Genomic DNA, 22,215 nt, shown 5'->3' on the forward strand with positions numbered 1-22,215 from the left:
TTGCTCGATAAATGAATGGGGATTGCCGTGGTTCCCTGCAAGGCCGCAGCCGCCGCCCGTACGATTGATGACATCCCATACATCACGCAAACGTGGTTCATTATCGTCTGCGGGGTGCTGTGAAACCAAATGGGCCGGAGCTACGTATATTGATGAAAACCAGTCTCCCGCCGGAGGTTCAACCATGGCCGTCTATCGCCCACCGCATATCGCAGCATCCGACATCACCCCGCGCAACATCTACATGTCGCGTCGTAGTTTCATTGGCACTGCCGCAGCCGGTTTTGCGCTGGCCGGCGCGGGCAGCGCCTTTGCCGCGCCGCTGCAGGCCAAGCCCGGCCCCTACACGCTGGATGAAAAGCTGACGCCGAAAGACGCGGTCACCTCCTACAATAACTTTTATGAGTTCGGCACGGACAAGAGCGATCCATCCAGCAATTCCGGGGATTTCAAGCCTACCCCCTGGACGGTGAAGGTCGATGGGCTGGTGGGCAAACCAAAAGAGTTTGGCCTCGAAGAACTGATGAAGATGCCGATCGAGGATCGCACCTACCGGATGCGCTGCGTCGAGGGCTGGTCGATGGTGATCCCGTGGATCGGCTTTCCGCTGGCCGCATTGCTCGATAAGGTCGAGCCGCAGGGCAGCGCCAAATATGTTTCCTTCGAAACCGTGGTGCGGCCGGAAGAAATGCCGGGCCAGAAGGGTTTGTTTCAGCCCCTGCCCTGGCCTTATGTCGAAGGCCTGCGGCTCGACGAGGCCCGCCACCCGCTGACCATCCTTGCGGTCGGCCTTTATGGCGAAACACTGCCCAACCAGAACGGCGCGCCGATCCGCCTCGTCGTGCCGTGGAAATACGGGTTCAAGAGCATCAAGTCGATCGTCCGCATTTCGCTTGTCGAAAAACAGCCGGAAACGACCTGGAAAAACAGCAATGCCCGCGAATACGGCTTCTATTCCAACGTCAATCCGGCGGTCGATCATCCGCGCTGGAGCCAGGCGACCGAACAGCGTATCGGCGAAGGCGGCTTCTTCAAGACCGCACGTCGTCCGACCCTGCCCTTCAACGGTTATGCCGACGAGGTCGCCAGCCTCTATTCCGGCATGGACCTCAAGGCGAATTACTGATGCCTCTCATTCCCGCCCTGCCCCGCCGGCTGCATGGTCCCAGCATCTGGGCGCTTTATGTCATCGGCCTCTGTCCTGCCGTCTGGTCGTTTTATCTCGGCGCGACCGGCGGGCTGGGCGTCAATCCGGTCAAGGAGTTCGAGCATCTGCTGGGCCTCTGGGCGCTGCGTTTCATCATTCTGACGCTGGCCATCACCCCCTTGCGTGATCTCTTCGGCATCAACTGGATCCGATATCGACGCGCGCTTGGCCTGCTCGCCTTCTATTATGTGCTGATGCATTTTTCTGTCTGGATGCTGCTCGATCTCGGCATGGATTTCGGCTCCGTTTTCGCGGATATCCTGAAACGTCCCTATATCACCATCGGCATGGTCTGCCTCGCAGCGCTCGTGCCGCTGGCGGTGACGTCCAACAACTATTCGATCCGCAAGCTCGGCAAGCTGTGGATCGACATGCACCACCTGATCTATGCGATCGCACTTGGCGGAGCGCTGCATTATTTCCTCGCCGTCAAGTCCATCACCACCGAACCGTTCATCCACATCGCCGCAATTGCCCTTCTTCTCGCATACCGGCCGATCCGAAAACCCTTCCTGCGGTGGAAACGCGCGCGCAAGACCGTGGATAGCCCGCAACCGGCGCCACGCTGACACCTCACCGCCTTGACTTTGCCCATCTTGCCGGCTCCATTTCGGCCACGAAATGGGGAAAACGAAATGGCGGTAACGGATACGACGACAGGCGCAGGACGGCTGTCCTTTCTCGATGTGTATCTCTGCGATCTGCGCCCCTGGGGAGAGCTTCGCGGTTTTACCCGTTTCATCGTCGAGTTTCTGTATTTCGGCATCAAGGAAGCGCGTGCCTGCCTGTTTGTCGGGCTGTTCATGATGTCGGTCTTTCTGGTGCCGAAAGCCGGCATGTTCGGCCTGCCGCGTTATGACGTGCTTCTGGTCATCGCGCTCGCCATCCAGTTCTTCATGATCTGGAGCAAGCTGGAAACCTGGGACGAAGCCAAGGCGATAGGCCTGTTTCACATCGTCGGTTTCGCGCTGGAAGTGTTCAAGACATCGGGTAGCATCCAGTCCTGGGCCTATCCCGAATTCGGCTATACCAAGGTTTTCGGCGTGCCCCTGTTTGCGGGCTTCATGTATGCCGCGATCGGCAGCTATATCATTCAGGCCTGGCGCCTGTTCGATCTGCGCATTCACCACCACCCCAGCTACTGGATGGCAACGGTGATCGCGCTTGCCGTTTACGCCAATTTCTTCACCCACCATTTCATCGGCGATTATCGCTGGTATATCGCCGCCTGCGCGCTTGGCCTCTATGCCCGCGCCACGGTGACATTCCGGCCTTACGACCGCGACCGCAAGATGCCGCTGCTGCTGGCCTTCGTGCTGATCGGTTTCTTCATCTGGCTGGCGGAAAACATCTCCACCTTCTTCGGCATCTGGACCTATCCCAATCAGCTCGGAGCCTGGTCGGCCGTGCATATCGGCAAATGGAGTTCCTGGTCGCTGCTGGTGATCATGACCTTCACCATCGTCGCGCATCTCAAGCACATCAAGCGGCAGATCCACGTACCCGAGTGAGCTTGAACCCCGAAAACAGTTGAGGGCCGGACCTTGATGTGTCCGACCCTCCAGCCTCCCCGCTGAACCTCGCGTAATTGGTTTAGAACTGTTTCTTGAACAGAAGGCGGTCGAGCGACAGGTAGCCACCGCCAAAAGCCGCATAGAGAAAGGCGCCGCCGGCCCAGAAGAGCGAAGCCTGCTCGGCCTTGCCCTGAACCTGATGCAGGAATTTTGCACCACCATCCGCCAGACGAGCTACCGCCGGCTGGGTAAAAAGATCACCGCCCGCCTTCAGTGCATCGATGCCGGCCTGTGTCAGGAAGGTGTCGCCATAAGGGTGAGCGAAATGGTAGAAAAGCGTGATCGCCAGCATGACCGCATTGGCCAGGGCCGCCGGCCGGGTGAACAGGCCAAGCGCAATCATGATGCCGCCAAAGAACTGCACACCGGCGAGAAGCGGTGACCACAGCCAGCCGGGATAAAAGCCGATATTTTCGACGAAACCGATCTGCGCGAATGGTGCAGTAATTTTCGCCCATCCCTCGACCGCAAGCATGCCGCCGATCGCCAGCCGGAATACGCTCCAGGCCATAGGCTGGGCAATCCGCTCGTAAAATCCGCTCAAGGCGGGAATGAACAAATTTCGAGGTTCGCGGTCGAAGATCGGAGCGTAAGTCATTGTCATCCCTCGCACTGTGTTGACAGGAGACAACTTAAACAAGTCGGCGCGACCCGACTTTGATTACAGTCAATCGCGAAAGCCAAATTTCGATCGCGGCGGCCACCCCGATACCGACTGCGTAGGCGAGGATGTTCCACAGCGAAAAGATCCGCCCGAGCAACAGTTGGCCGGCAAGCGTCAGGCGAAACGCATCGAGGTCCGGCGTATGATAGAGGCGGAAAAATTCCGACGCGGCAGCAACCAGCAGCGCCGCCAGCACGGGCACCCTGATGTCACGTTTGCCAAGCACGAAGGCGACGGCGAAGAACACCATGGCGCCCCATATGACCGAGCCGCCATACTTGACCAGGAAATACGGAAGGCCGCTTCCGTAACCGAACAGACGCAACGAAGCGCCGGCGATGACGGCCAGTGCAGCCGCCAGAAAATAACGCAGTCTTGGCGAATGCTTCATCATCCCCTTCCCACAAGACACGAAAAAGGCCGGGCGTTTCCACCCGGCCTTTTCGATAGGTCGTTCAAAACCGATTAAGCGGCTTCAGCAGCTTCGGCTTCGGCAGCAACGCGAGCCTTGTCGGCTGCGCCCTTTGCGTCGACGTCGCGCTCAACGAACTCGATGACGGCCATCGGTGCGTTGTCGCCCTGGCGGTAGCCAGCCTTCATGATACGCAGGTAACCGCCGTTGCGGGTTGCGTAGCGCGAAGCGATGGCGTCGAACAGCTTCTTGACAGCGTCCTGATCCTGGATCTGCGAAACGGCCTGACGACGAGCGTGCAGGTCGCCGCGCTTGCCGAGCGTGACGAGCTTTTCGACGATCGGGCGAATTTCCTTCGCCTTCGGCAAGGTGGTTACGATCTGCTCATGGGTGATGAGCGAAGCAGCCATGTTGGCAAACATTGCCTTACGGTGGCTGGCGGTACGGTTAAGCTTGCGACCGGCTTTTGCGTGACGCATGATATGTCTCCTTCACTTGCAGGCATTCGCCTGCAGTCTGATTAGTTAGTATTGGTCTTCGTAACGCTTTGCGAGGTCTTCGATGTTCTCCGGCGGCCAGGCGGGAACTTCCATGCCAAGATGGAGGCCCATGGACGCGAGAACTTCCTTGATCTCGTTGAGCGACTTGCGACCAAAGTTCGGAGTGCGGAGCATTTCTGCTTCGGTCTTCTGGATCAGGTCGCCGATATAAACGATGTTGTCGTTCTTCAGGCAGTTCGCCGAACGGACCGAAAGTTCCAGTTCGTCGACCTTCTTGAGGAGCGCCGGGTTGAATGCCAGCTCGGTGACGGCTTCCTCTTCGGCTTCCTTCTGCGGCTCGTCGAAGTTGACGAAGACCGACAGCTGGTCCTGAAGGATGCGGGCAGCGAATGCAACGGCATCTTCACCGGTGACCGAACCATCGGTTTCGATGGTCATGGTCAGCTTGTCGTAGTCGAGAACCTGGCCTTCGCGGGTGTTCTCAACCTTGTACGATACTTTCTTGACCGGCGAGTAGAGGCTGTCGACCGGGATAAGGCCGATCGGAGCATCTTCCGCGCGGTTGCGCTCGGCAGGAACGTAGCCCTTGCCGTTGTTGACCGTGAACTCCATGCGGATCTCGGCGCCGTCATCGAGCGTGCAGATCACGTGGTCAGGGTTCAGGATCTCGATATCGCCGACCGTCTGGATGTCGCCGGCAGTAACCGCACCCGGGCCCTGCTTGCGAACGACCATGCGCTTGGCATCGTCGCCGTCCATCTTGATGGCGATTTCTTTGATGTTGAGCACGATATCCGTCACATCTTCCCGAACGCCGGGGATGGAGGAGAATTCATGCAGAACGCCGTCGATCTGCACGGCCGTAACAGCAGCACCGCGCAGAGACGACAGGAGTACGCGACGAAGGGCGTTGCCGAGCGTCAGACCGAAACCGCGCTCAAGCGGCTCGGCGACGAGCGTCACCTTCGTGCGACCGGACGAGGTGAAATCGACCTTGTTCGGCTTGATCAATTCCTGCCAGTTCTTCTGGATCATAGTTTTCCCTTCCGTACGCTGCCACCATCCAATCGTGGCAACCGATCACGAGAACACCGACGATGCAAGATGCTTGTCGGCGATACAGGCAAAGCCGCCAGACCTCGAACACGAGACCGGGCGGCGATACCAGAGTTCTTCGAACGGAGCCGCGCCACACGCAGCTCCGAAATGCGATCAGACGCGGCGCTTCTTGCGCGGACGGCAACCGTTGTGCGGGATCGGCGTCACGTCACGAATGGAAGTGATCATGAACCCGGCAGCCTGGAGGGCGCGCAGAGCCGATTCACGGCCCGAACCCGGACCCGTTACTTCGACTTCAAGCGACTTCATGCCGTGTTCCTGAGCCTTCTTGGCGCAGTCTTCAGCAGCGATCTGGGCAGCAAACGGGGTCGACTTACGCGAGCCCTTGAAACCCTTCGCACCAGCGGACGACCAGGCAATAGCATTGCCCTGTGCGTCGGTGATGGTGATCATCGTGTTGTTGAAGGTCGAGTTAACGTGGGCAACGCCCGACGTGATGTTTTTACGTTCGCGACGGCGAACGCGTGTGGCTTCCTTGGCCATGATCTTCCTTTCGTCGATCTCTTCACCGCCGTAGTTCCAGCGGCTCCACCGGCCTACGTCGCAAGGACGCAGACCAAACTACAAAGAGGCCGGCGACAGCCAGCCTCCCCTTCCGGATTCCCGGAAATTACTTCTTCTTACCAGCAATCGCCTTGGCCGGACCCTTGCGGGTACGAGCGTTGGTGTGCGTGCGCTGACCGCGGACCGGAAGGCCACGACGGTGACGCAGACCACGGTAGCAACCGAGGTCCATGAGGCGCTTGATGTTCATCGCGGTTTCGCGACGCAGGTCACCTTCGACCTGGTAATCGCGGTCGATGGTTTCGCGGATCTGAAGGACTTCAGAATCCGTCAGCTGATGGACGCGCTTATCAGCGGGAAGACCAGTCTTCTCCATGATTTCCTGCGCGAACTTCGGACCAATCCCGTGAATGTAGGTCAGCGCGATAACAACGCGCTTCGCAGTCGGGATGTTGACGCCAGCGATACGTGCCACGTCTGCTCTCCTTTTCCAGTTGCCATCCGGCAAGTGGTGCTTGTTCATGATAGCGGCCTGAAAGCGGCCACCAGTTCAAATTCGATCCGGAACACGTCGAAACGATCGGACCCGGCTTCCCTTGCGGGAATACCGCGCCGATCGCAGAAATGTCGCGAGTTGGCGCGGTGTTTAGCGGAATCACTGCCCGAAAGCAACCGGCTCCGCCAAGATTCTTTAACAGTCCCCTACGCTCTTAAAGAGCGGAGAGGACCTTTTCGATTTCGGCGGTGACCGTTTTCACATCGGCCATGCCATCGATCGTCTTCAGCTGACCGGTCGAAGCGTAATGCGCCGAAAGCGGCGCGGTCTTCTCGCGGTATTCGACCAGGCGCTTCTTGAAAGCTTCCGGCATGTCGTCGGCGCGAACCTCACCGCCGGCGGCGATCGTTTCGGCAACGCGGTTTTCGATTCGGCCCATCAGAGCCTCTTCGTCGACCTTCAGCTCTATGACGGCGTCCAGCGGACACCCCTTGTCCTTGAGCATCTTTTCGAGCGCAACAGCCTGCGGCACGGTGCGCGGATAACCGTCGAGGATAAAACCCTTCGCGCAGTCATCTGCTTCCACACGCTCGGCGACGATCGCATTGACGATGTCGTCGGAGACCAGCTGGCCGGCATCCATGACAGCCTTGGCCTTCAGTCCGATTTCAGTGCCCGCAGCCTTGGCCGCGCGCAACATGTCACCGGTGGAGAGCTGCGGAATACCGTATCTCTCCGTCAGAAGCTTGGCCTGGGTGCCCTTGCCCGCCCCGGGCGGTCCCAAAAAAATCAGTCTCATCGTCCCCTCTTTCCTCCGCGCAGTTTCGACTTCTTGATCAGGCCCTCATACTGCTGCGCAATGAGGTGTCCCTGGATCTGTGCGACCGTATCAAGGGTTACACTGACGACAATCAAAAGCGAAGTACCACCAAGGGCTAATGGAATGCCGGTACGGGCAATCAGAAGCTCGGGCAGAGTGCAGACGAAGACGAGATAGACAGCGCCGACAACCGTGATGCGGGTCAGTACGTAGTCAATATACTCAGCGGTACGCTCACCCGGACGAATGCCCGGAATGAAGCCGCCATGTTTCTTCAGGTTGTCCGCCGTTTCCTTGGGATTGAAAACGATGGCCGTGTAGAAGAATGCGAAAAAGGCGATCAGCAGGCCATACAGAAGCATGAACACCGGCTGGCCGTGGCCGAGCGCCGAGATCACCATGGTTGCCCATTCAGGCAATTCGTTATTGCTGGCAAAGCCGGCGGCCGTTGCCGGCAGAAGCAGCAACGAGGAAGCGAAAATCGCCGGAATGACGCCCGAAGTGTTGAGCTTCAGCGGCAGGTGCGAGGTATCGCCCTGGAACATGCGGTTGCCGACCTGGCGCTTCGGATACTGGATCAGAAGGCGACGTTGGGCGCGCTCGACGAACACGATCAACCCGATGACGCCGATGGCAACGAGAACCACTAGCAGGATGAGACCGGTATTCAGCGCACCGGTACGGCCAAGCTCAAGCGTGTTGGCAAGCGCGCTCGGGAGACCGGCGGCAATACCTGCAAAGATGATCAGCGAAATGCCGTTGCCGAGACCACGCGACGTGATCTGTTCACCCAGCCACATCAGGAACATGGTGCCGCCGAGCAGCGTCACGACGGTGGCGATGCGGAAGAACCAGCCCGGATCGAGCACGAGCCCCTGCCCGCTTTCGAGGCCGACCGCAATGCCATAGGCCTGCAGCGTGCCGAGAAGAACGGTGCCGTAACGGGTGTACTGGTTGATGATCTTGCGGCCCTGTTCGCCTTCCTTTTTCAAGGCTTCCAGCGAAGGCACGACCGAGGTCATCAGCTGCACGATGATCGACGCGGAAATGTAAGGCATGATGCCGAGCGCGAAAATCGCCATGCGCTCGACGGCGCCGCCCGAAAACATGTTGAAAAGGCCGAGAATGCCACCCGACTGGCCCTGAAAGGCAGCCGCATAGGCTTCAGGGTTCAAGCCCGGAAGCGGGATATGCGTACCGAGGCGGTACACGAGAAGAGCGGCCAGCGTAAACCACAGGCGCTTCTTGAGGTCCTCTGCCTTGGCAAAGGTTGAAAAATTCAGATTTGAGGCCAGTTGTTCAGCTGCTGAAGCCATGGAATTCTCCGCCCGACCCTGTGACCGGCGGCGAAAAGCCAAACCGGACCGTAGTCTTGATTCTGTTTTCAGAAAGTCGGGGGCGCGAACCGCTTGTCAGCAATCGCCTGCCTCACCCGCTTTTCCGTTTGATCCCGGTAAGCTGACCGGCCGGACTGCCCTGGGATCGTGAGGCTCACATATGGACATAAAATCGCCCGGTGTGAAGCTCACTCCGGGCGATTTCAAAGGTTTTACTCTGCGGCAGTTTCGACAGCCGGCAGCTTGATCGAGCCACCAGCCTTTTCGATCTTCTCGACAGCAGCCTTGGAGGCGCCGGCGGCTTCGATCGAAACCTTTGCCGTCAGTTCGCCGTCCGACAGGATGCGAACGCCGTCCTTGAGGCGACGGATGACGCCGGCAGCCTTGAGGGCAGCAGCATCGATCGTTGCCTTCGGATCGAGCTTCTTGGCATCGATCGCGGTCTGAATACGGCCAACCGAAACGGTGGTGAATTCAGAAGCGAAGATGTTGTTGAAGCCGCGCTTCGGCAGACGACGGTAGATGGGCATCTGACCGCCTTCGAAGCCGTTGATGGCAACGCCGGAACGGGCCTTCTGACCCTTGACGCCGCGACCACCGGTCTTGCCCTTGCCAGAACCGATACCGCGACCTACGCGGATACGGTCCTTGGAAGCGCCTTCGTTGTCCTTGATCTCATTCAGTTTCATGATCAAACCCTCACTTCTCGTCGACGACGCGGACGAGATGCTGGACGGCCCGGATCATGCCACGAACGGAAGGAGTGTCTTCCAGCGTGCGAACCCGGTGCATCTTGTTGAGGCCCAGACCAACCAGCGTAGCGCGCTGGACGGCCGGACGGCGAATAGGCGATCCGATCTGTTCGATCGTAACCGTCTTTGCTTCAGTCTTCTTCGTAGCCTTAGCCATGTGTCAGACTCCTCTTATTCTTCCGACGCATTGCCGGAAGCGGCGCGGCGAGCCTGCAGAGTAGCATACTTCATGCCACGCTGAGCAGCCACATCCTTCGGATGCACCTGGTGCTTGAGGGCATCGAACGTCGCACGAATCATGTTGTACGGGTTCGACGAACCGGTCGACTTTGCAACGACGTCGTGCATGCCCAGCGTTTCGAAAACGGCGCGCATCGGGCCACCGGCGATGATACCGGTACCAGCCTTTGCGGAGCGCAGCAGAACCTTGCCGGCGCCGTGGCGGCCATGAACGTCGTGATGCAGAGTACGGCCGTCACGCAGCGGTACGAAGATCAGGTCGCGCTTGGCGGATTCAGTTGCCTTGCGGATAGCTTCCGGCACTTCACGAGCCTTGCCATGACCGAAGCCAACGCGGCCCTTCTGGTCGCCAACGACGACGAGAGCAGCAAAACCGAAGCGACGGCCGCCCTTGACAACCTTGGCCACGCGATTGATCGCGACCAGCTTGTCGACGAATTCGCTATCGCGTTCTTCACGGCCCTGACGATCGTCACGGCCCTTTCTTTCCTGTGCCATTGTCCTTGTCCTTTTTCTTTTGCGGGTAGAACGGCAGGTTAAAGATAACCCAGAAGAACTGGGTGGTGCGGAGAAACCGCATTTCGCCCGGCCTCCCCTATTCAGGAAGACCGGGCGAAAATTGATTAGAAGCTCAGACCGCCTTCGCGGGCAGCTTCAGCCAGTGCCTTGATACGGCCGTGGTAGATGAAGGCGCCGCGATCGAACACGACTTCCTTCACGCCAGCCTTGGCGGCGCGTTCTGCAACGAGCTTACCAACGGCAGCAGCTGCTGCAACGTCGGCGCCGGTCTTCAGCGAGCCACGCAGGCCTGCGTCGAGCGTGGATGCGGCTGCAAGCGTGCGGCCGGCCACGTCGTCGATGACCTGTACGTAGATGTTCTTGGACGAGCGGTGAACCGACAGACGCGGACGGCCGTTTGCGACCTTCTTGATCTGGCGGCGAACACGGCTCGCACGCTTTGTGAGTGCTTCTTTTCTGGTAGCCATGATCGCTCGTCCTTACTTCTTCTTGCCTTCCTTGCGGACGATCCGTTCCCCAGCGTACTTGACGCCTTTGCCCTTGTAGGGCTCGGGACCACGGTATTCGCGGATTTCCGCGGCAACCTGACCGACCTGCTGCTTGTTGATGCCGGTGACGACGATTTCCGTCGGCTTCGGCACGGCAATGGTGATGCCCTCAGGGGCTTCATAGACGACATCGTGGGAGAAACCGAGTGCCAGCTGCAGGTTCTTGCCCTGCATGGCCGCGCGGTAACCGACGCCGTTGATTTCGAGCTTGCGCTCGTAACCGTCCTTAACGCCCGTGAAGATGTTTTCGATCATCGTGCGGGACATGCCCCACTTCGAACGAGCATCCTTCGAATCGTTGACCGGGGTCACCGAAACAGCGTTGTCGTTGAACTCGACCTTAACTTCGTCGTTAGCAACGAAGAAAAGTTCGCCCTTAGGACCCTTCGCGGTGATCTTCTGGCCGTCGACGGTAGCCGTCACGCCTGCAGGAACCGGAACGGGCTTTTTACCGATACGAGACATTTTGTTATCCTGTCTGTCCGTTATGGAGATCCTTGCCCAGTCTTAGAAGACCGAGCAAAGAACCTCGCCGCCTACGTTCTGTTCGCGAGCCTGGTGATCGGCCATTACGCCCTTCGGAGTCGAAAGGATGGTAATGCCGAGGCCGTTCGCGACCTGCGGAATGGACTTGACCGAGACATAAACTCGGCGGCCCGGCTTCGAAACGCGGCCGATCTCACGGATCACGGATGCGCCTTCGTAGTACTTCAGTTCGATTTCGATCTCGGCCTTGCCGTTACCGAAGTCGGTTTCAGTGTAACCGCGGATGTAGCCTTCAGCCTGAAGAACATCGAGAACGCGAGCGCGCAGCTTGGAAGCCGGCGTCGAAACGGTGTTCTTGCGACGGGCTGCGCCGTTGCGGATGCGGGTGAGCATATCGCCCAAGGGATCAGTCATGGTCATCTAACGATCTCCTTACCAGCTCGACTTAACAATGCCCGGCACCTTGCCGGAGTTACCAAGCTCACGAAGCGCGATACGCGACATTCCGAGCTTACGGTAGAAAGCGCGCGGGCGACCGGTGACTTCGCAACGGTTGCGGATGCGCGTCTTCGAGCCGTCACGCGGCAGGGAAGCGAGCTTGACAGAAGCCTTGAACCGCTCTTCGATCGGAAGAGCCTGGTCCATGATGATTGCCTTGAGAGCAGCACGCTTTTCAGCGTGTGCGGCAACCGTCTTGCGGCGGCGCTTGTTCTTTTCAACTGCGCTGGTTTTCGCCATATCGTAGTTCCTTTAAAACGCTTGTCGTTACGGTTACGTGCGGAACGGGAAGTTGAACTCTTTCAGAAGAGCCCGTGCTTCGTCGTCGCTGGTAGCCGTCGTGCAAACGATGATGTCCATGCCCCACATCTGATCAACCTTGTCGTAGTTGATCTCCGGGAACACAATGTGTTCCTTCAAGCCCATGGCGAAGTTGCCACGGCCGTCGAAGGACTTCGGGTTCAGGCCGCGGAAGTCGCGAACGCGCGGCAGCGCGATGTTGACCAGGCGATCCATGAACTCGTACATGCGGGCGCCGCGCAGGGTAACCTTCGCGCCGATCGGCATCTGCTCGCGGACCTTGAAGCCGGCGATGGAGTTGCGAGCCTTGGTGATGACCGGCTTCTGGCCGGCGATAGCGGCCAGATCCGCAGCAGCCACGGAGGGCTTCTTCGAATCGGCGGTTGCTTCACCAACGCCCATGTTGATGACGATCTTGTCCAGCTTGGGGATCATCATTTCATTAGCGAACGAGAACTGTTCCTGCAGCGCTGCGCGGATGCGGGTAACGTATTCGGTCTTGAGCCGCGGCTCGTACTTGGACTCAGCCATCGATCACATCTCCCGTACGCTTGGCCACACGAACCTTCTTGCCGTCGACGACGGAGAAGCCAACGCGGGTCGGCTTGCCGTCTTTCGCGACGATCGCGATGTTCGACAGGTGGATCGATGCTTCTTTGTTGATGATGCCAGCTTCCTGCGTCTGCGTCTGACGCTGGTGGCGCTTCACCATGTTGATGCCGCCGACGACCGCACGGTCTTCCTTCGGCAGAACCTGGAGGACTTCACCGGTACGACCCTTGTCCTTGCCGGTGAGTACGACGACGTTGTCGCCCTTCTTGATCTTCTGCATGGTTCTCGCTCCTTACAGTACTTCGGGAGCCAGCGAGATGATCTTCATGTGGTTCTTCGCACGAAGTTCGCGCGGAACCGGTCCGAAGATACGGGTGCCGATCGGCTCTTTTTTGTTGTCGATGAGGACCGCTGCGTTGTTATCGAAGCGGATGACGCTGCCGTCTGCGCGACGGATGTCCTTGGCGGTACGAACGACCACCGCCTTCATCACATCGCCCTTCTTGACGCGGCCGCGCGGGATGGCTTCCTTGATCGAAACGACGATAATGTCGCCGACCGAAGCGTACTTGCGCTTGGAGCCGCCCAGCACCTTGATGCACATGACACGACGCGCGCCGGAATTATCCGCCACGTCGAGGTTTGTTTGCATCTGAATCATGTCAGGTCGCCTTCTCGTAAGGACCGGAACGGTTGGGCGCAAAGCCCCCTATTCCGGCCATGGACATATTTTCATTTTTCGCGCGGGTTGGGTCTTGCCAAGGCGGTTTCCCGAGAGGGGACCTTCCCTGCGCTGCAAAGCAAAAAGAACGCCCGTAAACCGGGCGTTCTCAGCCGATGGGCTGCTTCATACAGGTTTTTGCGGCAGACGCAAGGGCCTGCCGCAAGTCTGTGGGCTTAAGCCTGGGCAGAAATGACTTTCCAGGTCTTGTCCTTGGAGATCGGTGCACATTCCTCGATGGAAACGATATCACCAATCTTGTACTGGTTGGCTTCGTCATGCGCCTTGTACTTCTTCGAACGGCGAACCGTCTTCTGAAGCAGCGGATGGGCGAATCGGCGCTCGACGCGGACAACAACGGTCTTCTCGTTCTTGTCGGAAACGACTACGCCCTGCAGAATGCGTTTTGGCATATTATTCTTCCTTAGGCCTTGGCTTCTGCCGCCTTCTGGCGGGCAATGGTCTTCACGCGAGCGATGTCCTTGCGGACTTCGTTGATGCGGGAGCTCTTCTCAAGCTGGTTCGTTGCCTTCTGGAAGCGCAGATTGAACTGCTCTTTCTTCAGGTCAGCGAGCTTATCCTTGAGCTGATCGGCCGTCAGGCCGCGTACTTCTTCGGCTTTCATCGTGCCTTCTCCTTACTCTGCGATGCGCTGAACAAAGCGCGTCGTGACCGAGAGCTTGGCAGAACCGAGGCGGAGTGCCTCGCGCGCGATTTCTTCCGAAACGCCGTCGATCTCGAACATGATACGACCAGGCTTGACCTTGCAAGCCCAGTATTCAACAGAACCCTTACCCTTACCCATACGAACTTCGGTGGGCTTGGCAGTTACCGGGACGTCAGGGAAGACGCGGATCCATACACGACCCGCGCGCTTCATGTAACGGGTGATCGCGCGGCGAGCCGCTTCGATCTCGCGAGCGTTCACGCGGTTCGGTTCCTGAGCCTTCAGGCCGAATTCACCGAATGCCAGGTCAAAGCCGCCTTTTGCGACGCCCTTGATGCGGCCCTTGAACTGCTTGCGATACTTGGTACGCTTTGGCTGCAACATTTTCTTACTTCTCCGAGCTTATCTTTCGCCAGCGATAATCAAGCGTTTTCGCGTTCGCGGCGACGGTCGCCACGATCGTTACGTTCGCGGCTTGCCGGACCCTGTGCGTCGCCTTCAAGGCCACGACGTTCGGAAGCCATCGGATCGTGCTCAAGGATTTCGCCCTTGAAGATCCAGACCTTGATGCCGCAGATGCCGAATGCGGTCGAGGCTTCAGCCGTACCGTAGTCGATGTCTGCACGCAGGGTGTGAAGCGGAACGCGACCTTCGCGGTACCATTCGGTACGAGCGATTTCTGCACCGCCGAGACGGCCTGCGCAGGTGATCTTGATGCCTTCGGCGCCGAGACGCATGGCCGACTGAACGGCACGCTTCATCGCACGGCGGAAAGCCACGCGGCGCTCGAGCTGCTGGGCGATCGACTGACCGACCAGCGTGGCATCGATTTCCGGCTTGCGAACTTCAACGATGTTGAGGTGCGTTTCCGAAGAGGTCATCGTCGAGATCGCCTTGCGGAGCTTCTCGATGTCTGCACCCTTCTTGCCGATGATCAGACCCGGGCGAGCCGAGTGGATCGTGACGCGGCACTTCTTGTGCGGACGCTCGATGACCACCTTGGCGATGCCGGCCTGCTTCAGCTCGGACATCAGGTAAGCGCGGATCTTCAGGTCTTCGTGGAGCAGCTGGCCGTATTCGGCGTTGTCGGCGAACCAACGGCTGTCCCAGGTACGGTTAATGCCGAGGCGGAAACCGATAGGATTGATTTTCTGACCCATTATGCGGCCTCCCCTTTTTCCTCGACTTCGCGAACGACGATCGTCAGATGCGCGAACGGCTTTTCAATGCGCGAGGCGCGGCCGCGACCACGAGCGTGGAAACGCTTCATGGTGATCGACTTGCCGACGTATGCTTCCGCAACGACCAGGCTGTCGACGTCGAGGTCATGGTTGTTTTCGGCGTTGGCGATAGCGGACTCGAGAGTCTTCTTCACCTGGCCGGAAATGCGCTTGCGCGAAAATTCCAGCTCTGCCAGGGCGCGTTCAACCTTCTTGCCACGGATCATGGCAGCGACGAGGTTGAGCTTCTGCGGGCTGACGCGAAGCGTGCGGGCGACTGCCTGTGCTTCGTTGTCCTTCAGCCGGCGTTCGGTCTTAGCCTTCGCCATGGTTACTTCCTCTTCGCCTTCTTGTCCGCACCGTGACCGTAATAGGTACGGGTCGGGGAGAACTCACCGAACTTGTGACCGACCATGTCTTCATTGACGCTGACCGGTACATGCTTGCTGCCGTTGTAGACGCCGAACGTCAGACCAACGAACTGCGGCAGGATCGTGGAGCGACGGCTCCAGATCTTGATAACTTCTGCACGTCCGCCTTCGCGCACCTTCTCAGCCTTCTTGAGAAGATAGCCGTCAACAAACGGGCCTTTCCATACTGAACGAGCCATTTCCTGACTTCCCTCTTACTTCTTACGAGCGTGACGCGAGCGCATGATGAACTTGTCCGTGGACTTGTTCGAGCGCGTGCGCTTGCCCTTGGTGGGCTTGCCCCAAGGCGACACTGGATGACGGCCACCCGAGGTGCGACCTTCACCACCACCGTGCGGGTGGTCGACCGGGTTCATGACGACGCCGCGGTTATGCGGACGCTTGCCACGCCAAACGGTACGACCGGCCTTGCCGTCGTTGATGTTGCCGTGGTCCGGGTTGGATACGGCACCAACGGTACCGAGGCACGAACCCGGGACGAGACGCTGCTCACCAGAGTTCAGACGAAGGATAGCCATGCCGGCATCGCGGCCGACGAGCTGTACGTAGGTGCCAGCCGAACGAGCGATCTGGCCACCCTTGCCCGGCTTCATTTCGACGTTGTGAACGATCGAACCAACCGGGATGTACTGCAGGGGCATGGTGTTGCCCGGCTTCACGTCGACAGCCTTGTTGGAAGCGATGACCTTGTCGCCGGCAGCGAGTCGCTGCGGAGCGAGGATGTAGGCCTGTTCGCCGTCCGTGTAGGTGACGAGCGCGATGAACGCGGTGCGGTTCGGGTCGTATTCCAGACGCTCGACCGTGCCTTCAACGTCAAACTTGCGACGCTTGAAGTCAACGAGACGGTAGGTACGCTTGTGACCGCCGCCGATGAAGCGGGCAGTAATACGACCGTTGTTGTTACGACCGCCGCTCTTGGACAGACCTTCCGTCAGCGACTTGACCGGCTTGCCCTTCCAGAGGCCCGAACGGTCGACGATGACCAGCTGGCGCTGGCTCGGGGTCGTCGGATTGTAGCTTTTCAATGCCATGATCTAATTCCCTCAGAGGCCCGTGGACACGTCGATGGACTGGCCTTCGGCGAGCGTCACGATAGCCTTCTTGACGTCCTTCTGCTTGCCGACGAAACCGCGGAAGCGCTTCGTCTTGCCCTTGCGGACCAGCGTATTGACGGCAGTGACCTTTACGCCGAAGAGAGCTTCCACAGCAGCCTTGATTTCAGGCTTGGAGGCAGTCTTGGCAACGTTGAAGACGATCTGGTTCTGCTCGGATACCAGCGTCGACTTTTCAGTGATCGACGGAGAGACGATCACGTCGTAGTGGCGAATATCGGTCACTTGAAACGCTCCTCGAGGGCTTCAACCGCAGCCTTGGAAAGCACGAGCTTGCCGCGACGCAGGATGTCGTAAACATTGATGCCCTGTACCGGCAGAACGTCCACGTTCGGGATGTTCTGGGCAGCGAGCTTGAAGTTGCCGTCCAGTTCGGCACCGCCGATGAACAGCGCGTTGGTCAGGCCGAGCGAAGCGAACGTGCCGACGAGGCCCTTGGTCTTTGCTTCAGCAGCAACCAGGTCATCGATAACGATCAGATCTTCAGACTTCAGCTTGGCCGACAGGGCGTGACGCAGAGCAAGCGCACGAACCTTCTTGGGAAGGTCGAATGCGTGGCTGCGCGAAACCGGACCGTGGGCCTTACCACCGCCGCGGAACTGCGGAGCGCGAGCCGAATGGTGACGAGCGCGGCCCGTACCCTTCTGCTTGAACATCTTTGCGCCGGTGCGGGAAACTTCACCGCGGGTCAGCGACTGGTGCGTACCCTGCTGCTTCTTGGCGAGCTGGTAGCGAACCATACGGGCGAGGATGTCCTCGCGCGGGTCGAGGCCGAAGATCGCGTCGGACAGGGAAACCTTGCCGGCGTCTTTACCCTCGAGGGTCTTGACGTTGAATTCCATTTGCTTGGCTCCCTTACTTCGCAGCCGACTTGACGGCATCGCGGACGATGATCCAAGCGCCCTTCGAACCGGGGACTGCACCCTTTACGAGGATCAGACCGCGATCTTCGTCGGTGGATACAACTTCCAGGTTCTGCGTGGTAACGCGGGTCGAACCCATGTGACCAGCCATGCGCTTGCCCTTCCAGACCTTGCCCGGATCCTGGTTGTTACCAGTCGAACCGTGCGAGCGGTGCGAAACGGACACACCGTGGGTCGCGCGAAGACCACCAAAGTTGTGGCGCTTCATGGCACCGGCAAAACCCTTACCGATCGAGGTACCCGTCACGTCGACCAGCTGGCCGGCGGAGAAGTGGCTCGCAGTCAGCGTGGAGCCGACATCGATGAGGTTGTCGGTGGAGACGCGAAACTCGACGAGCTTCGCCTTCGGCTCGACTTCAGCAACGGCAAAATGACCGCGCAGAGCCTTGCTCGTGTTCTTGACCTTGGCAGTACCAGCACCAAGCTGGACAGCCGTATAGCCATTCTTTTCATCGGTACGCTGGGCTACCACCTGGCAGTTTTCCATGCGCAGTACCGTTACCGGGATATGCTCGCCGGCGTCGTTGTAGACGCGGGTCATCCCAACTTTCTGTGCAATTACACCTGAACGCATCGGTTCAATCCTTCTCACTCACCCGAGACGCAGGTCTCAGAGCTTGATTTCCACGTCGACACCAGCGGCGAGGTCGAGCTTCATCAAAGCATCGACTGTCTGGGGCGTCGGATCGACGATGTCGAGCAGGCGCTTATGCGTGCGCATTTCAAACTGCTCGCGGCTTTTCTTATCGACGTGGGGAGACCGGTTGACCGTAAACTTCTCGATGCGAGTCGGAAGCGGAACGGGGCCCCGGACACTAGCTCCGGTGCGCTTCGCCGTCGACACGATCTCGCGCGTGGAAGCGTCGAGAATACGATGATCGAATGCCTTAAGGCGAATGCGGATATTTTGGCCGTTCATTCGACGTTATCCTTGTTATCTTGTTATCCGTACACATGAAGATAGCGTACGGGCTCTTCTTACCTAAAGGCGGGACCACCGGTGTCAAAGATCGAGAGAAACCCCGGCGAACCGTGGCTCTTTCCAGTCTTCGGGCCCTTCAGGACCCACCTTTATATTGATTTGCAGCAGACGATTCGAAGGCCGAAGCCTCATCTCACTGCGCTCACGCGCCATCTGCTACATTTTTATGTCATGCGCAAGGGTTTACCGCCCCTGCGCATGAAAAAAGCATGAATAAAAGGATAAAGGCGCCGTTTCCGGCGCCCTCACCTATTAAGCGATGATCGAGGCAACGATGCCGGCGCCGACGGTACGGCCGCCTTCGCGGATAGCGAAGCGCAGCTTTTCTTCCATCGCGATCGGAACGATCAGCTCGACTTCAACCGTGACGTTGTCGCCCGGCATAACCATTTCCGTGCCTTCCGGCAGCGAAACGATACCGGTCACGTCCGTCGTGCGGAAGTAGAACTGCGGACGGTAGTTGGTGAAGAACGGCGTATGACGGCCGCCTTCTTCCTTCGTCAGGATGTAGGCTTCAGCCATGAACTTCTTGTGCGGCTTGACAGAGCCCGGCTTGCACAGGATCTGGCCACGCTCGACGCCGTTACGGTCAACGCCGCGAACGAGTGCACCGATGTTGTCGCCGGCCTGGCCCTGGTCGAGCAGCTTGCGGAACATTTCAACGCCGGTAACCGTCGTCTTCGAAGTGTCCTTGATGCCGACGATTTCGACTTCTTCGCCAACCTTGACGATACCGCGCTCGACGCGGCCAGTCACAACCGTACCACGACCCGAGATCGAGAACACGTCTTCGATCGGCATCAGGAACGGCTGGTCGATCGGACGCTCAGGCGTCGGGATGTAGGCGTCGACTTCTTCCATCAGCTTGCGAACGGCGTCTTCACCGATGGCCTTGTTGCTATCTTCCAGAGCGGCCAGAGCCGAACCCTTGACAACCGGAACTTCGTCGCCCGGGAAGTCGTAGGACGACAGCAGTTCGCGAACTTCGAGTTCAACGAGCTCGAGCAGTTCTTCGTCGTCGACCTGGTCGACCTTGTTGAGGAACACGACCAGAGCCGGAACGCCAACCTGACGAGCAAGCAGGATGTGCTCGCGGGTCTGCGGCATCGGGCCGTCAGCGGCCGAGCAAACCAGGATCGCGCCGTCCATCTGTGCGGCACCGGTGATCATGTTCTTGACGTAGTCGGCGTGGCCGGGGCAGTCAACGTGCGCGTAGTGGCGGTTCGGGGTCTCGTATTCGACGTGTGCCGTCGAGATGGTGATGCCACGTGCCTTTTCTTCCGGAGCAGCGTCGATCTGGTCGTACGCCTTGAACTCGCCGAAGAACTTCGTGATCGCTGCCGTCAGAGACGTCTTGCCGTGGTCGACGTGGCCGATCGTGCCGATGTTCACGTGCGGCTTGTTACGCTCAAACTTGCTCTTTGCCATTGCAGGCTCTCCATTTTATGTGGGCCGTTTGGGGCCCTAATTCTTGTGTGATCGCCCCGGTTTTGAGACCGGGGCGTAGTCTGGTGTCGTAGTCCGATTACTTCTGACCGGAATACTTTGCCTGGATTTCGGTCGCGACGTTCGACGGAACCGGTGCGTAGTGATCGAAGGTCATCGAGTACTGCGCGCGGCCCTGGGACATGGAGCGCAGGTTGTCGACGTACTTGAACATGTTCGCAAGCGGAACGTGAGCGTTGATGACGATCGCGATGCCGCGCTGTTCCTGGCCCTGGATCTGGCCACGACGCGAGTTCAGGTCGCCGATAACGTCACCGACATAGTCTTCCGGCGTTACGACTTCGACCTTCATCATCGGCTCAAGCAGCTGAGCGCCGGCCTTCTTGGCAGCTTCACGGAAGCAGGCACGCGATGCGATTTCGAAGGCGAGAACCGACGAGTCGACATCGTGGAAGGCGCCGTCGATGAGGGTCGCCTTGACGCCCAGCATCGGGAAGCCAGCCAGCGGACCGGAAGACAGAACGCTTTCGATACCCTTCTGAACGCCCGGGATGTATTCCTTCGGAACAGCACCGCCGACGATCTTGGATTCGAAGACGAAATCTTCTCCATCCGGGTTCGGTTCGAATACGAGCTTGACGCGCGCGAACTGACCGGTACCACCGGACTGCTTCTTGTGCGTGTAGTCTTCTTCGTGCAGACGCGTGATGGTTTCGCGGTAGGCAACCTGCGGAGCACCGACGTTGGCTTCAACCTTGAACTCGCGACGCATACGGTCAACGAGAATGTCGAGGTGAAGTTCGCCCATGCCGGCGATGATCGTCTGGCCGGATTCCTGGTCGGTCTTGACGCGGAACGACGGGTCTTCAGCAGCGAGGCGATTGAGCGCGAGGCCCATCTTTTCCTGGTCGCCCTTGGACTTCGGCTCGATCGCGATCTGGATGACCGGCTCGGGGAATTCCATGCGCTCGAGGATAACCGGCTTCAGCGGATCGCAGAGCGTATCGCCAGTGGTGGTTTCCTTGAGGCCGGCAAGAGCAACGATGTCGCCTGCAAAGGCTTCTTCGATGTCTTCGCGCGAGTTGGAGTGCATCTGCAGCATACGGCCGACGCGCTCGCGCTTGTCCTTGACCGTGTTGATGACAGACGAACCCTTTTCGAGCTTGCCCGAGTAGATACGTGCGAAGGTGAGCGAACCGACGAAGGGGTCGTTCATGATCTTGAACGCCAGCATCGAGAGCGGCTCGGCGTCGTCAGCGTGACGCTCGATTTCGGCTTCGGTCTTGAAGTCGATGCCCTTGATGGCCGGGATATCGACCGGCGACGGCAGATAGTCGACGACGGCGTCGAGCAGCGGCTGTACGCCCTTGTTCTTGAACGCGGTACCGCAGAACATCGGGTGGAACTTGACGTCGATCGTGCCGCGGCGAACCAGTTCACGGATCTTGTCATTGTCCGGCATGTCGCCGTTCAGGTAGGCTTCCATCGCTTCTTCGTCGATCTCGACAACAGTCTCGATCATCTTTTCGCGATATTCGGCAGCCTTTTCCTTCAGGTCGTCCGGGATTTCGACAACGTCCCATGCAGCGCCGAGCGATTCGTCGCGCCATACGAGAGCATTCATCTCAACCAGGTCGACAACGCCCTTGAATTCGGTTTCTGCACCGATCGGGAGCTGCATGACAACTGCGGTGGCGCCAAGACGGGTCTTGATCATCTCGACCGAGCGGTAGAAGTCCGCGCCGGTCTTGTCCATCTTGTTGCAGAAGATCATGCGCGGAACGTTGTACTTCTCAGCCTGACGCCAGACGGTTTCCGTCTGCGGCTCTACGCCGGCGTTGGCATCGAGAAGAGCGACCGCACCGTCGAGCACGCGCAGCGAACGCTCGACTTCGATGGTGAAGTCAACGTGGCCGGGGGTGTCGATGATGTTGAAGCGGCGCATCTTGCCGTCACGGCCCTTCCAGAAGGTCGTGGTGGCAGCGGACGTGATCGTGATGCCACGCTCCTGCTCCTGCTCCATCCAGTCCATGGTGGCAGCGCCGTCATGAACTTCACCGATCTTGTGCGACTTGCCGGTGTAATAGAGAATACGCTCGGTGGTCGTGGTCTTGCCGGCGTCGATATGCGCCATGATACCGAAGTTGCGGTAGTCTTCGATTTTATATTCGCGAGCCATAATGAC

Annotated in this window: 34 protein-coding genes; 3 read left to right on the forward strand and 31 right to left on the reverse strand. The window is 58.9% G+C overall.

Features of this window, described 5'->3' with window-relative positions; translation table 11 throughout:
* Positions 1 to 184: 184 nt before the first annotated feature.
* The 3 genes from msrP to J2T09_RS21775 all read left to right on the forward strand — a co-directional run bounded on the left by msrP (position 185) and on the right by J2T09_RS21775 (position 2,718).
* Complete coding sequence (msrP, locus tag J2T09_RS21765) at positions 185 to 1,126, forward strand: protein-methionine-sulfoxide reductase catalytic subunit MsrP (RefSeq protein WP_306838433.1); 942 nt, start codon at positions 185 to 187, stop codon at positions 1,124 to 1,126.
* The gene (msrQ, locus tag J2T09_RS21770; protein WP_306838435.1) at positions 1,126 to 1,776 is read left to right on the forward strand and encodes a protein-methionine-sulfoxide reductase heme-binding subunit MsrQ; all 651 of its coding nucleotides are present in this window, start codon (positions 1,126 to 1,128) and stop codon (positions 1,774 to 1,776) included. The genes msrP and msrQ overlap by 1 nt, the downstream gene beginning before the upstream one ends.
* A gap of 66 nt (positions 1,777 to 1,842) precedes the next feature.
* The gene (locus J2T09_RS21775) at positions 1,843 to 2,718 is read left to right on the forward strand and encodes a DUF817 domain-containing protein (RefSeq protein ID WP_306838437.1); all 876 of its coding nucleotides are present in this window, start codon (positions 1,843 to 1,845) and stop codon (positions 2,716 to 2,718) included.
* A gap of 82 nt (positions 2,719 to 2,800) precedes the next feature.
* Here the strand turns inward: J2T09_RS21775 and J2T09_RS21780 are convergent, their stop codons facing one another.
* From J2T09_RS21780 to fusA, 31 genes are all read right to left on the reverse strand, one after another.
* Positions 2,801 to 3,379 carry a DoxX family protein gene (locus J2T09_RS21780; protein WP_306838439.1) on the reverse strand — a complete coding sequence of 193 codons (579 nt, stop codon included), beginning with the start codon at positions 3,377 to 3,379 and terminating at the stop codon, positions 2,801 to 2,803.
* 34 nt (positions 3,380 to 3,413) lie between these two features.
* A complete protein-coding gene (locus J2T09_RS21785; RefSeq protein ID WP_306838441.1) occupies positions 3,414 to 3,836 on the reverse strand; it encodes a ribosomal maturation YjgA family protein in 423 nt (140 codons plus the stop codon).
* A 74-nt stretch (positions 3,837 to 3,910) separates the two neighbouring features.
* On the reverse strand, positions 3,911 to 4,336 hold the full coding sequence (rplQ, locus tag J2T09_RS21790) for a 50S ribosomal protein L17 (RefSeq protein ID WP_153352816.1): 426 nt from the start codon (positions 4,334 to 4,336) through the stop codon (positions 3,911 to 3,913).
* 45 nt (positions 4,337 to 4,381) lie between these two features.
* Entirely contained in the window at positions 4,382 to 5,392 is a 1,011-nt protein-coding gene (locus J2T09_RS21795) for a DNA-directed RNA polymerase subunit alpha (protein ID WP_306838443.1), read from the reverse strand.
* Positions 5,393 to 5,569: 177 nt separating this feature from the next.
* The gene (gene rpsK / locus J2T09_RS21800; RefSeq protein ID WP_112731736.1) at positions 5,570 to 5,959 is read right to left on the reverse strand and encodes a 30S ribosomal protein S11; all 390 of its coding nucleotides are present in this window, start codon (positions 5,957 to 5,959) and stop codon (positions 5,570 to 5,572) included.
* 127 nt (positions 5,960 to 6,086) lie between these two features.
* Positions 6,087 to 6,455 carry a 30S ribosomal protein S13 gene (gene rpsM / locus J2T09_RS21805; RefSeq protein WP_132273308.1) on the reverse strand — a complete coding sequence of 123 codons (369 nt, stop codon included), beginning with the start codon at positions 6,453 to 6,455 and terminating at the stop codon, positions 6,087 to 6,089.
* A 235-nt stretch (positions 6,456 to 6,690) separates the two neighbouring features.
* Positions 6,691 to 7,275 (reverse strand): adenylate kinase, encoded by a 585-nt coding sequence (locus J2T09_RS21810; RefSeq protein WP_306838447.1) that lies wholly within the window; start codon positions 7,273 to 7,275, stop codon positions 6,691 to 6,693.
* Positions 7,272 to 8,612 carry a preprotein translocase subunit SecY gene (secY, locus tag J2T09_RS21815; protein ID WP_306838449.1) on the reverse strand — a complete coding sequence of 447 codons (1,341 nt, stop codon included), beginning with the start codon at positions 8,610 to 8,612 and terminating at the stop codon, positions 7,272 to 7,274. Before secY ends, J2T09_RS21810 begins: the two co-directional genes overlap by 4 nt.
* Before the next feature lie 233 nt (positions 8,613 to 8,845).
* Positions 8,846 to 9,322 carry a 50S ribosomal protein L15 gene (gene rplO, locus J2T09_RS21820; RefSeq protein WP_306838451.1) on the reverse strand — a complete coding sequence of 159 codons (477 nt, stop codon included), beginning with the start codon at positions 9,320 to 9,322 and terminating at the stop codon, positions 8,846 to 8,848.
* A gap of 10 nt (positions 9,323 to 9,332) precedes the next feature.
* Positions 9,333 to 9,542 carry a 50S ribosomal protein L30 gene (gene rpmD, locus J2T09_RS21825; RefSeq protein WP_054158113.1) on the reverse strand — a complete coding sequence of 70 codons (210 nt, stop codon included), beginning with the start codon at positions 9,540 to 9,542 and terminating at the stop codon, positions 9,333 to 9,335.
* A 14-nt stretch (positions 9,543 to 9,556) separates the two neighbouring features.
* Positions 9,557 to 10,123 carry a 30S ribosomal protein S5 gene (rpsE, locus tag J2T09_RS21830; RefSeq protein ID WP_306838455.1) on the reverse strand — a complete coding sequence of 189 codons (567 nt, stop codon included), beginning with the start codon at positions 10,121 to 10,123 and terminating at the stop codon, positions 9,557 to 9,559.
* Between the two features lie 125 nt (positions 10,124 to 10,248).
* Positions 10,249 to 10,611, reverse strand: coding sequence for a 50S ribosomal protein L18 (rplR, locus tag J2T09_RS21835; protein ID WP_306838457.1), 363 nt, complete (start codon positions 10,609 to 10,611; stop codon positions 10,249 to 10,251).
* 12 nt (positions 10,612 to 10,623) lie between these two features.
* A complete protein-coding gene (gene rplF / locus J2T09_RS21840; RefSeq protein WP_306838459.1) occupies positions 10,624 to 11,157 on the reverse strand; it encodes a 50S ribosomal protein L6 in 534 nt (177 codons plus the stop codon).
* Positions 11,158 to 11,199: 42 nt separating this feature from the next.
* Complete coding sequence (rpsH, locus tag J2T09_RS21845) at positions 11,200 to 11,598, reverse strand: 30S ribosomal protein S8 (RefSeq protein ID WP_112731752.1); 399 nt, start codon at positions 11,596 to 11,598, stop codon at positions 11,200 to 11,202.
* Positions 11,599 to 11,610: 12 nt separating this feature from the next.
* A complete protein-coding gene (gene rpsN, locus J2T09_RS21850; protein ID WP_306838462.1) occupies positions 11,611 to 11,916 on the reverse strand; it encodes a 30S ribosomal protein S14 in 306 nt (101 codons plus the stop codon).
* Between the two features lie 33 nt (positions 11,917 to 11,949).
* Positions 11,950 to 12,507, reverse strand: a complete 558-nt coding sequence (gene rplE, locus J2T09_RS21855) for a 50S ribosomal protein L5 (RefSeq protein WP_306838464.1) — start codon at positions 12,505 to 12,507, stop codon at positions 11,950 to 11,952.
* Positions 12,500 to 12,808: a 50S ribosomal protein L24 gene (gene rplX / locus J2T09_RS21860; protein ID WP_112731758.1), complete on the reverse strand. Its 309-nt coding sequence runs from the start codon at positions 12,806 to 12,808 to the stop codon at positions 12,500 to 12,502. Before rplX ends, rplE begins: the two co-directional genes overlap by 8 nt.
* A gap of 12 nt (positions 12,809 to 12,820) precedes the next feature.
* Positions 12,821 to 13,189 carry a 50S ribosomal protein L14 gene (gene rplN, locus J2T09_RS21865; RefSeq protein ID WP_003495199.1) on the reverse strand — a complete coding sequence of 123 codons (369 nt, stop codon included), beginning with the start codon at positions 13,187 to 13,189 and terminating at the stop codon, positions 12,821 to 12,823.
* Between the two features lie 236 nt (positions 13,190 to 13,425).
* Positions 13,426 to 13,662 (reverse strand): 30S ribosomal protein S17, encoded by a 237-nt coding sequence (gene rpsQ, locus J2T09_RS21870; protein ID WP_306838467.1) that lies wholly within the window; start codon positions 13,660 to 13,662, stop codon positions 13,426 to 13,428.
* 11 nt (positions 13,663 to 13,673) lie between these two features.
* On the reverse strand, positions 13,674 to 13,874 hold the full coding sequence (gene rpmC, locus J2T09_RS21875) for a 50S ribosomal protein L29 (RefSeq protein WP_132273298.1): 201 nt from the start codon (positions 13,872 to 13,874) through the stop codon (positions 13,674 to 13,676).
* Positions 13,875 to 13,886: 12 nt separating this feature from the next.
* Positions 13,887 to 14,300, reverse strand: a complete 414-nt coding sequence (gene rplP / locus J2T09_RS21880; protein WP_093000489.1) for a 50S ribosomal protein L16 — start codon at positions 14,298 to 14,300, stop codon at positions 13,887 to 13,889.
* Positions 14,301 to 14,338: 38 nt separating this feature from the next.
* Entirely contained in the window at positions 14,339 to 15,076 is a 738-nt protein-coding gene (gene rpsC / locus J2T09_RS21885) for a 30S ribosomal protein S3 (protein ID WP_306838470.1), read from the reverse strand.
* Entirely contained in the window at positions 15,076 to 15,465 is a 390-nt protein-coding gene (gene rplV / locus J2T09_RS21890) for a 50S ribosomal protein L22 (RefSeq protein WP_306838472.1), read from the reverse strand. Before rplV ends, rpsC begins: the two co-directional genes overlap by 1 nt.
* Positions 15,466 to 15,467: 2 nt before the next feature.
* The gene (rpsS, locus tag J2T09_RS21895; RefSeq protein ID WP_007531666.1) at positions 15,468 to 15,746 is read right to left on the reverse strand and encodes a 30S ribosomal protein S19; all 279 of its coding nucleotides are present in this window, start codon (positions 15,744 to 15,746) and stop codon (positions 15,468 to 15,470) included.
* A 15-nt stretch (positions 15,747 to 15,761) separates the two neighbouring features.
* Positions 15,762 to 16,598 (reverse strand): 50S ribosomal protein L2, encoded by an 837-nt coding sequence (rplB, locus tag J2T09_RS21900; RefSeq protein ID WP_153352827.1) that lies wholly within the window; start codon positions 16,596 to 16,598, stop codon positions 15,762 to 15,764.
* Between the two features lie 12 nt (positions 16,599 to 16,610).
* Positions 16,611 to 16,904 (reverse strand): 50S ribosomal protein L23, encoded by a 294-nt coding sequence (locus J2T09_RS21905; protein ID WP_306838533.1) that lies wholly within the window; start codon positions 16,902 to 16,904, stop codon positions 16,611 to 16,613.
* Positions 16,901 to 17,521 (reverse strand): 50S ribosomal protein L4, encoded by a 621-nt coding sequence (rplD, locus tag J2T09_RS21910; protein WP_306838535.1) that lies wholly within the window; start codon positions 17,519 to 17,521, stop codon positions 16,901 to 16,903. The genes J2T09_RS21905 and rplD overlap by 4 nt, the downstream gene beginning before the upstream one ends.
* Before the next feature lie 13 nt (positions 17,522 to 17,534).
* The gene (gene rplC, locus J2T09_RS21915) at positions 17,535 to 18,176 is read right to left on the reverse strand and encodes a 50S ribosomal protein L3 (RefSeq protein WP_306838540.1); all 642 of its coding nucleotides are present in this window, start codon (positions 18,174 to 18,176) and stop codon (positions 17,535 to 17,537) included.
* A 36-nt stretch (positions 18,177 to 18,212) separates the two neighbouring features.
* The gene (gene rpsJ / locus J2T09_RS21920) at positions 18,213 to 18,521 is read right to left on the reverse strand and encodes a 30S ribosomal protein S10 (protein WP_003507767.1); all 309 of its coding nucleotides are present in this window, start codon (positions 18,519 to 18,521) and stop codon (positions 18,213 to 18,215) included.
* A gap of 315 nt (positions 18,522 to 18,836) precedes the next feature.
* Positions 18,837 to 20,012 carry an elongation factor Tu gene (gene tuf / locus J2T09_RS21925; protein ID WP_306838543.1) on the reverse strand — a complete coding sequence of 392 codons (1,176 nt, stop codon included), beginning with the start codon at positions 20,010 to 20,012 and terminating at the stop codon, positions 18,837 to 18,839.
* 97 nt (positions 20,013 to 20,109) lie between these two features.
* Positions 20,110 to 22,209 carry an elongation factor G gene (gene fusA / locus J2T09_RS21930; protein ID WP_306838545.1) on the reverse strand — a complete coding sequence of 700 codons (2,100 nt, stop codon included), beginning with the start codon at positions 22,207 to 22,209 and terminating at the stop codon, positions 20,110 to 20,112.
* Positions 22,210 to 22,215: the final 6 nt, after the last annotated feature.

Source organism: Neorhizobium huautlense, assembly GCF_030811685.1.
Lineage (GTDB): Bacteria > Pseudomonadota > Alphaproteobacteria > Rhizobiales > Rhizobiaceae > Neorhizobium > Neorhizobium huautlense_A.